Source organism: Blattabacterium cuenoti, assembly GCF_014251315.1.
GTDB lineage: Bacteria > Bacteroidota > Bacteroidia > Flavobacteriales > Blattabacteriaceae > Blattabacterium > Blattabacterium cuenoti_AJ.
In genome coordinates this window covers 510,320-524,642 of sequence record NZ_CP059185.1, presented here as the reverse complement: position 1 = coordinate 524,642, position 14,323 = coordinate 510,320, and the positions used below count along the sequence as shown (strand labels likewise).

Below are 14,323 nucleotides of genomic sequence, written 5' to 3'. Positions count from 1 at the left end.
AAAAAGTTTTTACACATTTCTATAGAATGAAAAATACAAAAATGAATGCTACATTATCGAGTACAAATCTACGTTTTATGTATAAATTTTAATCCATAAAAATATGGATTTAATAATGGAACATGAGGTCATTTTAAAAAATTTATTTAAATAAAATATTTATTACTTTTTTAGGGACTAAAATTAATTTTTGAAAAGTCTTTTTTTTCAAAAAAAACTTTGTTTTAGGATGACTCAATATTTTATTTTTTATTTCTTCTATTGAAGTTCTAGAATCAAATTTTTCTAAAAATTTTAATTTTCCATTAAACATAATCGGATATGTTATTTCTTTTTCCACTATATATTTTGGATTAAAAATTGGAATATTATAATATATAATAGATTTTCTTTTCCCCAGCTTATACCATAATTCTTCGGATATATGAGGAGCAAATGGAGCTATCAATTGAACCAAAGGTTCTAATATTTTTCTTTTATTACATTTTAACGTAGTTAACTGATTAGTTATTATCATTAATAAACTAATAGATGTATTCCAAGAAAAAGATTGCATTTTATTTTGTATTTTTTTTATGGTGTTATGTAAAATTTGAAATTCTTGAAATGTTGGATTGATTTCACTTATTTTAAAGATTTTATTATTATGAAATAAACACCAAAATTTATTTATAAAATTTTTTATTCCATTTATTTTTTTTTCATCCCAAGGTTTAGATTGATTAATAGGACCTAAAAACATTTCATAAATACGAAATATATCTGATCCATATTTTTCATAAATATCATCAGGATTTATTACATTATATTTAGATTTTGACATTTTTTCCAATTTCCTTTTACAAAAAAAGACCCCTCTTTCCAAAATAAAAACAGATGAATAAAATTCAGGCCTGTATTTCTTAAACCTATTAATATCTAATTCATTGTTTTTTTTAATTAAAAAGAGATCCACATATACTTCTTGAAAAGAAGAATATGCATGTTTTTTATTTTTTAATCCATAAGACACAAAAATATTTTCCCCTATTACTTTAAGTATAATAGCAGAATAACTCAAAATCATTCCTTGATTCAATATTTTTTTGAAAGGCTCCTCAGTCGTGATCCATCCTCTATCTAGTAAAAATTTGTTCCAAAATCTAGCATAGATCAAATGCCCAGTACTATGTTCAGATCCACCAATATATAAATCAACGTTTTTCCAATAATTTTCTTTTTCTTTATCAAGAAAAAATTTATTATTATGCGCGTCCATATATCTAAGAAAATACCAACTTGATCCTGCCCAACTAGGCATTGTACTAGTTTCTATTGGAAAAACATATTTTTGATCAATAAGAATATTAGGAACAATTTTCATATTTTTTTCATCCCAAGCCCAATTTATAGCTCGACTTAATGGAGGTTTTCCATCTTCAGGATGAAAATTATCTATTTTGGGAAGTATAATAGGTAATTTATTAACGGGAATTGTTTTGGGGATTTTATTTTTGAAATAAATAGGAATTGGTTCTCCCCAATATCTTTGTCTAGAAAAAACAGCATCACGAATCTTATAACTAGTTTTAGCTTTTCCTATTTTTTTATTTAGGAGAACTTTTATGATTTTCTCTTTTGCTTGTTTACGATTTAATCCATTTAAAAAATTAGAATTAATACATGTTTCATTCATATCTAAAACTTCTATGATTTCTATTCCAAATTTTTGGGCAAATTTTTTACTTTTTTCTTCATCCCCAGGGATTCCTATCATAGATTTAGTTTGATTATTTACAGTGAAAAAATTACTGATATAAATGGGAATTTTTTTATTAGAAATAAAAGGATGTAAAACATAATTTCCTGTAAAAACCCCAGAAATATTTTTCGTATTTTCGTATGTGGAAAATTCTTTAGTAAGATATGTTAAAACATTTTTATGATCTTGTAAAGAAAAAATACTTATCTTTTCTGCAAGAGGGTGATCTGTAGATAATACGATGAAAGTCATTCCAAATATCATTTCTGGATGAGAAGTAAATAATTCAATTTGATTAAATTCACCAATAGGTGAAATAATTTTTAATAAAATAGAAACTCCTATTGATTTTCCTATCCAATTATATTGTAATTTTTTTAAAGATTGAGAACAATGAATAAGATTTAATCCTTTTATGAGTCTTTCTGCATATGCAGAAATTCTTATATGCCATTGTAACATTTTTTTTTTGTATACTGGATATCCTCCTCTTTCACTTTTTCCATTTTTTATTTCATCATTGGCTAATACCGTTCCTAAATCCGGACACCAATTAACTGTATTTTTACATAAAAAAGCTAATCTGTAATCTAAAAGAATAGATTCTTTTTCGTATGGATTAAATTGATTCCATGTTTTTGAATTGAATTTATAATTTGACGTAGTGTTTGCGTTAATGAAATTATTTCCGTTTTTATTAAATTCTTCAATTAAAATATCTATAGATTTAGCTTGTTCACTATTTTTATCATACCAAGAATTAAAAATTTGAATAAACATCCATTGAGTCCATCGATAATAATTTGGATTACTAGTATATAATTTTCTATTCCAGTCAAAAGAAAGTCCTATTTTATTCATTTGTTTTTTATATCTACGTGAATTTTCACGAATGGTATCGTTAGGATGTTTTCCTGTTTGTATAGCATATTGTTCTGCAGGAAGTCCAAAGGAATCAAATCCTATGGGGTTTAAAACATTATATCCTTCTGCTCGTTTATATCTAGCATAAACATCTGATGCTATATAACCTAAACAATGTCCTACATGAAGACCTGTTCCAGAAGGATAAGGAAACATATTCAAAATGTAGTATTTTTTTATTTTTTCATTCTCTTTTGTATGAAAAACGTTATGTTTTTTCCAATATATTTGCCAACGTTTTTCTATTTCACGAAAATTATATTCCATTTTTAGTTTTTTTTAAAACTATGCATATTCATATATATTACAATGATTTTATTACGTAATTTTAATTTTTTTCTGCAGAAAAATATAAAAATTACTTTATTTTTTTGCGAAAATGAATCCAATCATGTTATTATCTCAAAAAATTTTTATAAAAACAAATAAAAAATGTTTAATGAGGAACAAGATTATTTAAATAACGATAAATTTCTAAATAATCAAACTGTAAATAGATTAATAAAAATTATTCATAACAATCCTAATAATATTGTAAAAATATTTAGTTTGTTAAAATTACGTAAAGCTATTTCTATTTTTAGAGTATTAGATTTATCTATAAAAAAAAAAATTATAAAAGGTTTGTCTTCCATTAAAAAAATGGAATTATTAAATAATTTATCGGTGAATGATCGTGTTTATTTTTTAGAAAATCTACCAAAAAGTGTTTTGAAAGATTTAATTAAATATTTAAATCCAGAAGAAAAATGTGAAACTTTAGTATCTCTAGGATATCCTAAAAATAGTGTAGGTCGTTTGATGATTCCATATTATCTTGCTGTTCAAGAAACTTGGAGTGTGCAAGAAGTTTTAGATTATATTCGTAAAGAGGTCAAGAATAGTGATGTTATAGAAATCGTCTATATCATAGACCAAAAAGGGAAACTAATAGATGATATAAAAATACGAGAATTTTTATTAGTAGATCCAAATACAAAAGTATACGATTTAATAGATGGTCTATCTGTTGAAGCTTTAAATATTACAGATTCGGAAGAAAAAGCTAATAAAATGTTTTCTATGACTAATAGAATTTCACTTCCAGTTATAGATGATCAGAATTTTTTATTAGGAATAGTAACTGTAGATGATATTTTATGGGTTTTAAATGAAAATTATAGAGAGGATTTTCAAAAAATAGGAGGAATGGAAGCTTTAAATCAATCTTATTTAAACGTTCCTTTATATAAACTTATTAAAAAAAGAGCAGGATGGCTGATTTTATTGTTTATAGGAGAAATGTTAACAACTACAGTTATGCAAAAATTTTCAAGTGTTATAGAAAAAGCTGTAGTTCTTGCTTTGTTTATTCCTTTAGTTGTTTCAAGTGGTGGAAATAGTGGATCTCAAGCTGCAAGCTTAATTATACAAGCAATGTCTTTAGGGGAGGTAAAAATAAAAGATTGGTGGATCGTGATGCGAAGAGAAATTATTTGTGGCTTTTTTTTAGGTAGTATTTTAGGATTAACAGGTTTTATCCGTGTAATTGCTTGGCATAAAATCAATTTGTTTAATTATGGATCTCATTGGATATTAGTAGGAGTTACAGTATTTTTATCCTTGATTGGAGTGGTATTGTGGGGAACATTAAGTGGCTCAATGTTGCCTTTTATCATTAAAAAATTAAGAGGAGATCCCGCTATTTCTTCAGCTCCTTTTGTCGCTACATTAGTAGATGTTGTTGGACTCATTATATATTTTTCTATATCTTGTTTTCTTTTGCATGGAACTTTATTATAAAAAAATTTTTCTACATTTTTGTAAAACAATTTTAAAATCTTCAGGAATAGGACAGTAAAAATAACATTTTTCATTTTTTGGATGCATAAAAGAAAGAGATATAGCATGTAAAGCTTGTCTGGGTAATATTTTTAAACAAGTTTTCAAAAATTCTATACTTTGATTTGAACATTTTTTTTTCATAAAAATTCTATTTCCTCCATAAATAGAATCGTGAAATAATGGATGACCCAAATATTTAAAATGAGCCCTTATTTGGTGTGTTTTTCCTGTTTTTATATTACAAGAAATATATGTTAAATGTTTAAATCTTTCTAATACTTTGTAATGTGTTACAGAATATTTTCCTTTATAAGGTTCATTTTTTCTAAAAATAGCCATTCTTTTTCTATTTTTAGGGTCTCTTCCTATAAAACCAGTTATAATTCCTTTTTCTTCAAGTAAATTTCCCCATATTAAAGCTCTATATTCTCTTTGAATGGTTCTGGAGTAAAATTGTTGGAATAAATATTTTTTAGAATATTCATTTTTCGCTAAAACTAATAAACCTGATGTATCTTTATCTAATCTATGAATTAATCCACTTCTATATAAATCAAAATTATTTAAATTTGAATTTTGGAAATGATATTTAATTCCATGAATTAATGTTCCTTTCTCATTCCCATATCCCGGATGTACCACCATTCCTGCAGGTTTATTAACTACAATAATATCTTGATCTTCATAGACAATATCAAGATTTATTTTTTCTGCAATAATATTTCTATATTCTAAATAATCTAATATAGGAATATTAGAAACTTCTATTTCTACAAAATCCAAAGGTTTTATCTTATAATTTTTTTTTACATCATTTTGATTCACTGTAACTTTTCCTAAAGAAGTTAATTTTTGAATTTGATTTCTGCTAATATTTTGTATATTTTTTTTCAAAAACTTATCAATACGAATTTCTTTTTGATTTTTATTTGCAATAATTTTAATTTTTTTCATTAAACTAATCTGATTCTATCTTTTTTTCTTCCCCTTGAATTTTTTCTTCTTGTTTTTTAAAATCTTTTTCTTCCCCTTGAATTTTTTCTTCTTGTTTTTTAAAATCTTTTTCTTCTCCTTGAATTAAATGATCTAACAATTCTTTTGAAGTTAACCAAAGTTCAATAGATTTATTTTTATCTTGAATAGTTCCAGGATCAGGTTTTTGACGATATACTTTTGCGTTTTTATAAGGATTTATTATACTATGATCATAGTAAAAATTAATAACATGAAATGATTGATTTTTTAAAGTATAAATAGCCGAATGTAATGACATTCCAATCACATTAGGAACTCCAAAATTATTCCTTTCATATCCTTTTCCAATGATCAAAGTGATTCCATCTTGGATCATAGGAAATTTATATCCAAATTGAATAGGTTTTTTTTTATATAAAACTTTTAAAACGGTATCTTTATTCATGTCATGAATATATTTGATTTCTTTAACAGATATATGATTAGCATGAAGCAATTTTATTGCTATTTGTTTGTTTTTATTTATGATGTTAGGTAAAACAGATTGAGTGAATTTAGAATTCACTTGTATATATACATGTCTTCCTTCTTTTACATGATCCCCAGCTTCTGGAGAAAAGGAAATAATTTGATTAATCCTAAAATTAGGATCATAACGTGATGTATCTATATCGTATTTAAGACCTAATTTTTTTAAAACAGATATAGATTGAGATAAAGTCAAATCTCTCAAATCAGGAACTACAACGTAAGAACCATGTTTTGTATAAATATCTACCCATTTTAATGCCAGTTGAGTCATTTTATATAAAATCAATACAGCAATTAAAAAATTTATGATGAATATTACAAAATATTTTGAATAATTCATGAAAAAAATAAATATTCCAATAAAATGAAATCAATAAAATTAAAAATAATTCATGAAAAAAATAGCTGTTATTATGGGCGGATATTCAAAAGAATCTATTATTTCACTAAAAAGCGGAAAAGTTGTTTACGAAAACTTATGCAGGAAAGAATTTGATCCTTATCGGGTATATCTTTTCAAAGATAAATGGTTTATGAAAGATGAAAAAAATAAAGAATATATCATAAATAAACAAGATTTTACTGTTTACGGAATGAAACACCTAAAATTTGATTGTGTATTTAATGCTATACATGGAACTCCAGGAGAGGATGGAATATTACAAGCTTATTTTGATCTATTAAAAATTCCTTATACAGGATGTAATTTTCATCATGCTAATGTTACTTTTAATAAAAAGTATTGTTTAACTTTGTTGAAATATTTTGGAATTAATACTGCTGAATCTTTTTTTTTAAATAAAAATCAAGTTTTTTGTATCAAAAAAATTTTAAACAAAGTAGGACTTCCTTGTTTTGTTAAACCGAACAGATCTGGATCTAGTTTAGGAATCAGTAAAGTTTATGAAGAAAAAAATTTATTTGATGCAGTACAAAAAGCTTTTTTGGAAGATGAAGAAATTATTATAGAATCTTTTCTTAAAGGAAGAGAGGTTTCAGTAGGTGTTTTTTCATTTAAAAATGAAATTATTGTTTTACCAATAACAGAAATAATTAGTCAAAATGATTTTTTTGATTTTGAATCAAAATATTCTGGAAAATCTAAAGAAATCACACCGGCAAAATTATTACCTAATATTGAGAATAAAATACGAAAAATAGCAAAAAAAGTATATAATTTCCTAAATTTATCAGGAATATCTAGAGCTGAATATATCATTGTAAATGATGAACCTTTTTTTTTAGAAATTAATACAGTTCCAGGTCTTTCAGAAGAGAGTATTTTTCCAAAACAATTGAAAAAAGTTGGGATTTCTTTATCCGATGTATTTAAAAATTCTATAATTGAAAAAATGAATAAATAAAAATTTCATAATTTGCAATTACATTTTTTCTTGCATAAATTTTTTTTTGCACAAAAAAAATTTAATAATCTCTTAAGTAAATAAAAAATTGAATATAAAAAAAATAAACCTATTATAATATATTGACACATTTTATTTTTTTAATGTTTGATATGTTAACAATGAAACTATATAAGCTAATAAAGTCATAAAAAAAAACTGTATTATTGGCCATTTCCAAGATTTTGTTTCTTTTTTTACTATGGATAAGGTGCTCATACATTGCATAGAAAACGCATAAAAGAATAGTAAAGAAATTCCTGTTGCTAAATTATAAATAGGTTTTTTAGTTTTAGGGGAAATTTCTTTTTTCATTTTTTCCTTTAAAAAATTTTCTTTTTCCTCTATACTGTATACAGAAGCCATAGTACTAACAAAAACTTCTCTTGCTACAAGAGATGATAGCAACCCTATTCCGATTTTCCAATCATATCCCAATGGATGAATTACAGGTTCCATTTTTTTTCCTAATAGTCCCAAATAAGAATGAGATAATTCTTTTCTTTGTATATTTATGATTAAATTTTTTTTCGATGAATTTTCTGAAGGGCCAAAAGTTCCCAAAACCCAAATCAGTATATTAATCAATAAGATCATTTTTCCTGCATTTATAATAAACGATTTCAGATTTATCCATAGAGTAATCAATATGTTTTTGAACATAGGGATTTTATAGGTAGGAATTTCCATTATAAGATGACTTTTATAATTCTTTTTCAAGAAATGATGCAAAATTATTGATACACTCAAAGCGGATATAATTCCTAAAATATACATCAACATGAGCACTATTCCTTTTAGTTGAATGAAATACCATCTTTTATCCGGTATAATTAAAGATATAATTAAAGTATAAACAGGTAATCTTGCAGAACAGGTCATAAAAGGAGTTACTAAAATAGTAATTAAACGATCTCTGGGATTTTCGATATGTCGAGCTGATATAATTGCGGGAATAGCGCAAGCTATGCTAGAAATAAGAGGAACAATACTTTTTCCATTTAATCCAAAAGGACGCATAATCCTATCCATTAAAAATATAACTCTGCTTATGTAACCACTTTCTTCCATAAAAAGAAGAAAAAATAGTAAAATAGAGATTTGTGGAATAAAAGAGATTATGGTGCTTACTGCAGGTAATATTCCTTGTAAAAAAAAATTATTTAAAGGACCGGGGTAAACATTCACTAATTTTTTTTGTATAAAAGAAAAAAAAAATTCTATAAATTGTTTGGGAATTTCTGACCAAAAAAAAATACATTGGAAAATGAAAAATAAAAAAAATAAAAAAATAAAATAACCCCAAAAAGGGTGTACTATTAAACAATTATCTATTTTTTTAGAAAATTCTAAATAGTTTTTTTCTTTATTTGAAATTAATTTATAAACTGTTTTTGATAAAATTTTTTCTATTTCTTCATATCTATCTAATATTTCCTTTATCTGTAATCTTTTTGGAAAAATATTATATTTTTTTTTGATTTCATTTAATAATAATAAACAGTCTTCTTTTAAAAATTTTATATTATGAGCTAAATAGTACCAAGCTTGATAAGTATTTACTTTATAATTATTTTTTACATCATTAATAGCAAGAGAATAATGTAATCCTGGATTGAAAAAATAGGTTTCTCTTGTTTTTTGATTTAAGTTTTTTATTTTTTTTTTAATCTCATTCAAACCAATTCCTTTTCTTGCGTTAATCAAGACAATTTCTGTTATAAGAAATTTTTTTAGTTTTTCTACATTAATGAATATTCCCTTTTTTTCTGCTTCATCAAGCATATTTAATACAAAAAGAACAGGAAATCCTAAATCTTGTATCTGTCTAAGTAAAAGAAGACTTTTCTTCAGATTTGAAGAATCTGCTACTACCATAATTTTATCTGGGTGATCTAAATCATTTATATTGTTTAGCAATCTGCTAACTATTTCTTCATCTTCAGATGAAGAATATATACTATAAGTTCCAGGAAGATCTATAATTTGATAGCATATGTTTTCATAATGAAAATATCCTATTTTTTTGTCTACTGTAACTCCTATATAGTTTCCAACTTTTTGGTTAAGTCCAGTTAATTTATTGAACAAAGAAGTTTTTCCTACATTTGGATTTCCAACAAGCGCTAATTTAATTTTTTGCATTATTTTTTGTTGATAATAGGTTCTATTATAATATTTTCAGCTTCTTTTTTTCGTAAAGCTAAGCAAGATTGATCATAGCTTATACATAATGGATCATAAAAAATAGAAACAAAAATAATTTCGAATTTTACACCAGGTAAAATTCCTAATTCTAATAATTTTATGGGAAAATTATCATTTTTATATCCTTTAATAACTCCTTTTTCTCCTTTTTTAAGATTAGATAAATTCAAAATATATTTTATTTTGGAATAAAGGTTTAAATTTATATTTTTTAAATTTGAGAAATGTCATCAATTTTAATTAGATCTATACAATTGCTACTTAGCATTTCTATATTAGTTGTTGTCCATGAATTAGGTCATTTTATTATAGCTCAGGTATTTAAAGTAAGAGTTGAAAGATTTTTTTTATTTTTTGACCCTTGGTTTTCTCTTTTAAAAAAAAAGATAGGACATACTATTTATGGAATAGGCTGGCTTCCTTTAGGAGGATATGTTAAAATGTCTGGAATGATGATGGATGACAAATCAGAAAATCAAACTAAAAATTGGGAATTTCGCTCTAAATCATCAATAAAAAGATTATTAATCATTTCTGGAGGCATTTTTTTTAATATATTATTATCCGTTTTAATTTTTACTTTTTTATTGTTTAAATATGGAGAAACTTATCTTCCTACAAAAAATGTTAAATACGGAATAGAAGTTGATTCTTTAGGAGAAAAAATAGGATTAAAAAATGGAGATAAAATTTTATTCGTAAACGATAAATATATTCCATACTTCAATGATATTTCTAAAGAAATTATTTTTGGAAATTCTATTACTGTAGATCGTATGGGTAATATTATCAAATTATCATTAAATAATAACAAGAAAAAATTCCTTTTTGATAGGAAAGAGTTTAATTTTTTTATTAAACCTCGCGTTCCTCCTATAATCAATTATGTGATCCAAAATTCTGAAGCAGAAAAGTATGGATTAAAAAATAATGATGAAATATTAGCCATAAATTCTGAATTTGTCCTGTTTTCTGATCAATTAAAGGATTTATTATCAAAATATAAAAATGAGAACATATTAATATCCATTAATAGAAATGGAAAACTTATTCAAAAAGAAATTTTCCTGAATTCAAAAGGAATTTTAGGAATTTATTTAAAGAATTTTATGGATTTAGATCAAATTTTTTTATTGGAAAAAAAGAATTATTCTTTTTTTGAAAGCATTCCTCATGGAATAAAAAAAGCTTGGTATGTTTTAAAAAATCAAATCTTTTTTTTTAAAAATGTTTTTCATATAGAAACTAAAGCTTATAAACAAATAGGGAGTCTTTTTTCCATAGCTAAAGAATTTCCATCTAAATGGAATTGGGATATTTTTTGGACTTTAACTGCTACTTTATCCATTTGGTTAGCTTTTTTAAATTTATTTCCCATTCCATCATTAGATGGGGGTTATATATTATTTATCATGATAGAAATGATAACAAGAAAGAAAATAAATGAAGAAATTATTGAACGTTGCACTGTTTACGGATTTTTCATAATTAGTTTAATTATGATGTTTATCATCATTTGGGATATTTTCAAAGTTTTCCTTTAAATTTTTCAAAGAAAAAAATATGATTGGGAGTAATTCCTATATCTATTGATAAGTCGTTTTTATGTATATTTTTAATTTCTCCTATGGGAGGAAAAAAACTTAAACCTATTTTAATAGCCTTTTTTTCACATGAAGAGATAAATCTATCATAAAAGCCCTTTCCGTAACCTACTCTATAACCTTTTAAGTCAAATATTAATAAAGGAATAAATATTACATCAATAAGAGAGATTGAAACAGTGTATTTATGTATAGGAATAGGTTCTAAAATCCCATATTTTTTTTTTTTTAAAATAATATTATTATGAAATAAACAATTATCCATAGATAACTCACGAAAATTAGAACAGGGGATCGTAACGCATTTTCCTATCTTGAGTAAAAAATTAATCATGATAAATGTATCTATTTCTTTATATTCATATATGGGCAAAAAAATGTGATAATATGTTTTTTTCCAAATAAAAAATATTTTTTTTAATTGGAAAAAAATTTCATAACTCATTCTTGAAATTTCCTTTTGAGGAATAGACTTTCTCATATGAAAATATTTTTCACGTAATTTTTTTTTATTCATAAAATTTATGTTTATATACTATAAGAAAGAATAGAAAAATTTATAAAATTTTCTAATATTTTTATTACTTCTTTAGGGTTTTCTATGTGCCCCATATGACCTGTAGGTATTGCAACAAAATAAGTTTTATTTCCGTTTTTAGTTTCTTTATAGATTTTATTTATGTCAAGAATTAAATCGTATAAACCAGCTATATATAATTTTGGAAATTTAGTTGTTTCTAGCAAAAATTTTCTATTTTTTCGTATTAACATTCCTTTTGAAAAAGAAATAATACTCTGAATAGAAGTATATGAAGCAATTTTTTTTGTAAAAAAAATTTCTTCTTGTAAAGAAGATAATTTTTTACAATCAAACAATTTTTTTATACTTGTGGATATAAATAATGGATAATTGTTAATAGCCAATTGAATAGAATGAATACGTACCTTTTTTTTTTCAAGTGTATCTGATTCTGTTGTAGAATGTAGTAAACATAAACCTAAAAACATTTCTGGATATTTTTCTGCCATAGCTAAAGAAACATATCCCCCCATAGAATGTCCCACAAAAACAGCTTTTTGTATATTTTCTTTTTCTAAAATTTCTTTAACAAGCTTTGCAGCTTTTTCCATCGTAAAAATTGTATTTTCTTCTAACGTTAAAATACTTTTTCCATGACCTGGAAAATCAATTAAAATAACTCTATATTTATTAGAAATACTGCAATATATATAATTCCATATATCTAAACTTTCCATGAATCCATGTAATAATACTATAGGAATTCCTTTTCCTTTTATTTTAAAATTTATTTTACAAATATTAGTCATATGATATATATTATACTATTATTATATATTATAATATGAAATTGCAGAATAACAATTATTTGATTCAAAATACGTTTTTAATATTCAAAAATGAGATGAATCATGTTATTAACAATAAACATTGGAAATTCTAGTCTTCGTTTTGGACTATTTGATAATAATTCTAATTTAGAATGCAATTGTTCGTGGATTATTAATAGTACTCCACATAGATCTCTAGATGAATATATTTTCTTATTTAGAAATATCTATCAACAGTATGGTATTTTTTATAAATTTATACAAAATATTGTGATTGGATCAGTTGTTCCTACTCTTACAAATATTGTGGAACAATCTTTATATGAAATACATAAAATAAAACCTATTATTGTTGATAGAAATTCAGTTTCTCCTGTGAAACATCACTCTCATCAGTTAGGTACAGATTTGTATGCTAACGCTATAGCTGCATACACATTATACAATAATAAAAATACCACTTTAGTAGTAGATTTTGGAACTGCATTAAGTTTAACTTGTACAGATAAATATGGAAAACTTAAAGGTGTTATTATTGCTCCGGGAGTTAACAGTTCTTTAATAGCGTTAATTGGGAATACAGCTCAATTATCACAAATTGAATTAAAAAAGCCTACTAGTATATTAGGACAGTATACAGAAACATGTATTCAAAGTGGAATTATATATGGGTATTTAAGTATGGTAGAAGGTTTAATAAATAGAGTGAATCAAGAGTTGAAAACAAATTGTTTTGTTATTGCTACCGGAGGACTTTCTCATATATATACACCTTTGACAAAAAAAATTCATATAAAAGACAAATTACACACTATAAAAGGGTTAAAAATTCTATTTCATTGTAATCATTAAAATTATTTTTTTTATATTTTTTGAATACATTTTTTTATTTTTTCTGACAAAATTTGAAAATTTTTTGAAGATAAAACCATTCTATTTTTAGAAAAATTTGCATCACTTTCTTTATCCATAGGAATTAAATGAATATGCACATGAGGAATTTCAAAACCCATCACAAATATACCTACACGATTGCAAGGAATGATTCTTTCTATTCCTATAGCTATTTTTCTTGTAAAAGACATAATAGAGATAAATTCTTTTTCCGATAAAGAAAAAATTTTATCTCTATCACTTTTTTTCGGTATTACTAAAGTATGTCCTATTTTTATAGGATAAATATCTAAAAAAGCTAAATGATCTGAATTTTCCGCTATTTTATAAGCTAAAATTTCATTATTAATTATTTTTTGAAATATATTGCTATTCACTAAATGCTATTTCTAAAATTTCATAATCAAGTATCATTTTATTAGGCAACTTAATATGAGCTATTTGACCTACCTGTTTTCCAAGTAATCCTGTTGATATAGGTGTATTTATAGATATTTTTCCTAATTTTAAATCTGCTTCTCCCTCTGGAACTAAGGTATATATTTGCTCTCCTCCATAGGTTAAATTTTTTACTTTCACAGTGGAAAGAATAGAAACTCTAGTTCTATTAATTTGTGATTCATCTATGATCCGTGCGTTGGATAATTTTTTTTTTAACTTAGCTATATTCATTTCTAAAAAACCTTGAGCTTCTTTTATCGCATCATATTCTGCGTTTTCTGATAAATCTCCTTTATCTCTAGCTTCCGCTATTTGCATGGATATTTTTGGACGTTCTATGTTTTCTAGTCTTTCTATTTCTTTTTTTAATTTTTCTAATCCTTCTTTAGTTATATATTCAAATTTGTCCATAATTTTTCATTATTATT

13 protein-coding genes are annotated in these 14,323 nt (G+C 24.5%); 4 read left to right on the top strand and 9 right to left on the bottom strand.

Annotated elements, in window-relative coordinates:
- Nucleotides 1-142: 142 nt before the first annotated feature.
- Nucleotides 143-2,932, bottom strand: coding sequence for a leucine--tRNA ligase (gene leuS / locus H0H74_RS02570; protein ID WP_185849142.1), 2,790 nt, complete (start codon nt 2,930-2,932; stop codon nt 143-145).
- Nucleotides 2,933-3,097: 165 nt separating this feature from the next.
- Between leuS and mgtE the strand changes: the two genes are divergently transcribed.
- Nucleotides 3,098-4,447, top strand: a complete 1,350-nt coding sequence (gene mgtE / locus H0H74_RS02565) for a magnesium transporter (RefSeq protein ID WP_185849141.1) — start codon at nt 3,098-3,100, stop codon at nt 4,445-4,447.
- Here the strand turns inward: mgtE and H0H74_RS02560 are convergent.
- Both H0H74_RS02560 and H0H74_RS02555 read right to left on the bottom strand, forming a co-directional pair.
- Complete coding sequence (locus tag H0H74_RS02560; RefSeq protein ID WP_185849140.1) at nt 4,442-5,443, bottom strand: RluA family pseudouridine synthase; 1,002 nt, start codon at nt 5,441-5,443, stop codon at nt 4,442-4,444. The genes mgtE and H0H74_RS02560 overlap by 6 nt on opposite strands.
- A 4-nt stretch (nt 5,444-5,447) precedes the next feature.
- Nucleotides 5,448-6,335, bottom strand: a complete 888-nt coding sequence (locus H0H74_RS02555) for a PASTA domain-containing protein (protein WP_185849139.1) — start codon at nt 6,333-6,335, stop codon at nt 5,448-5,450.
- Between the two features lie 52 nt (nt 6,336-6,387).
- On the opposite strand from H0H74_RS02555, the gene H0H74_RS02550 reads away from it, so the two are divergent.
- Nucleotides 6,388-7,359: a D-alanine--D-alanine ligase gene (locus H0H74_RS02550; RefSeq protein ID WP_185849138.1), complete on the top strand. Its 972-nt coding sequence runs from the start codon at nt 6,388-6,390 to the stop codon at nt 7,357-7,359.
- A gap of 132 nt (nt 7,360-7,491) precedes the next feature.
- On the opposite strand, the gene feoB is transcribed toward H0H74_RS02550, so the two are convergent.
- The gene (feoB, locus tag H0H74_RS02545) at nt 7,492-9,543 is read right to left on the bottom strand and encodes a ferrous iron transport protein B (RefSeq protein WP_185849137.1); all 2,052 of its coding nucleotides are present in this window, start codon (nt 9,541-9,543) and stop codon (nt 7,492-7,494) included.
- A complete protein-coding gene (locus H0H74_RS02540; protein ID WP_185849136.1) occupies nt 9,543-9,776 on the bottom strand; it encodes a FeoA family protein in 234 nt (77 codons plus the stop codon). Before H0H74_RS02540 ends, feoB begins: the two co-directional genes overlap by 1 nt.
- Before the next feature lie 54 nt (nt 9,777-9,830).
- Here H0H74_RS02540 and rseP point away from each other — a divergent pair, with 54 nt between their 5' ends.
- Nucleotides 9,831-11,150: an RIP metalloprotease RseP gene (gene rseP, locus H0H74_RS02535; protein ID WP_185849135.1), complete on the top strand. Its 1,320-nt coding sequence runs from the start codon at nt 9,831-9,833 to the stop codon at nt 11,148-11,150.
- On the opposite strand, the gene H0H74_RS02530 is transcribed toward rseP, so the two are convergent.
- Entirely contained in the window at nt 11,134-11,727 is a 594-nt protein-coding gene (locus H0H74_RS02530) for a 5-formyltetrahydrofolate cyclo-ligase (RefSeq protein WP_185849134.1), read from the bottom strand. The genes rseP and H0H74_RS02530 overlap by 17 nt on opposite strands.
- An 11-nt stretch (nt 11,728-11,738) precedes the next feature.
- On the bottom strand, nt 11,739-12,539 hold the full coding sequence (locus H0H74_RS02525) for an alpha/beta fold hydrolase (RefSeq protein ID WP_185849133.1): 801 nt from the start codon (nt 12,537-12,539) through the stop codon (nt 11,739-11,741).
- 102 nt (nt 12,540-12,641) lie between these two features.
- Between H0H74_RS02525 and H0H74_RS02520 the strand changes: the two genes are divergently transcribed.
- Complete coding sequence (locus tag H0H74_RS02520) at nt 12,642-13,412, top strand: type III pantothenate kinase (protein ID WP_185849132.1); 771 nt, start codon at nt 12,642-12,644, stop codon at nt 13,410-13,412.
- An 11-nt stretch (nt 13,413-13,423) separates the two neighbouring features.
- Here the strand turns inward: H0H74_RS02520 and H0H74_RS02515 are convergent, their stop codons facing one another.
- Together H0H74_RS02515 and greA are read right to left on the bottom strand one after the other, a co-directional pair.
- Nucleotides 13,424-13,831 carry an HIT family protein gene (locus H0H74_RS02515; RefSeq protein WP_185849131.1) on the bottom strand — a complete coding sequence of 136 codons (408 nt, stop codon included), beginning with the start codon at nt 13,829-13,831 and terminating at the stop codon, nt 13,424-13,426.
- Complete coding sequence (gene greA / locus H0H74_RS02510; RefSeq protein WP_185849130.1) at nt 13,824-14,306, bottom strand: transcription elongation factor GreA; 483 nt, start codon at nt 14,304-14,306, stop codon at nt 13,824-13,826. The genes H0H74_RS02515 and greA overlap by 8 nt, the downstream gene beginning before the upstream one ends.
- Nucleotides 14,307-14,323: the final 17 nt, after the last annotated feature.

What these genes read in the sequence shown, in the direction of transcription:
- leuS (WP_185849142.1), bottom strand. Translation starts at nt 2,932, where the DNA reads ATGGAATATAATTTTCGTGAAATAGAAAAACGTTGGCAAATATATTGG.
- mgtE (WP_185849141.1), top strand. Translation starts at nt 3,098, where the DNA reads ATGTTTAATGAGGAACAAGATTATTTAAATAACGATAAATTTCTAAAT.
- H0H74_RS02560 (WP_185849140.1), bottom strand. Translation starts at nt 5,443, where the DNA reads ATGAAAAAAATTAAAATTATTGCAAATAAAAATCAAAAAGAAATTCGT.
- H0H74_RS02555 (WP_185849139.1), bottom strand. Translation starts at nt 6,335, where the DNA reads ATGAATTATTCAAAATATTTTGTAATATTCATCATAAATTTTTTAATT.
- H0H74_RS02550 (WP_185849138.1), top strand. Translation starts at nt 6,388, where the DNA reads ATGAAAAAAATAGCTGTTATTATGGGCGGATATTCAAAAGAATCTATT.
- feoB (WP_185849137.1), bottom strand. Translation starts at nt 9,543, where the DNA reads ATGCAAAAAATTAAATTAGCGCTTGTTGGAAATCCAAATGTAGGAAAA.
- rseP (WP_185849135.1), top strand. Translation starts at nt 9,831, where the DNA reads ATGTCATCAATTTTAATTAGATCTATACAATTGCTACTTAGCATTTCT.
- H0H74_RS02530 (WP_185849134.1), bottom strand. Translation starts at nt 11,727, where the DNA reads ATGAATAAAAAAAAATTACGTGAAAAATATTTTCATATGAGAAAGTCT.
- H0H74_RS02525 (WP_185849133.1), bottom strand. Translation starts at nt 12,539, where the DNA reads ATGACTAATATTTGTAAAATAAATTTTAAAATAAAAGGAAAAGGAATT.
- H0H74_RS02520 (WP_185849132.1), top strand. Translation starts at nt 12,642, where the DNA reads ATGTTATTAACAATAAACATTGGAAATTCTAGTCTTCGTTTTGGACTA.
- greA (WP_185849130.1), bottom strand. Translation starts at nt 14,306, where the DNA reads ATGGACAAATTTGAATATATAACTAAAGAAGGATTAGAAAAATTAAAA.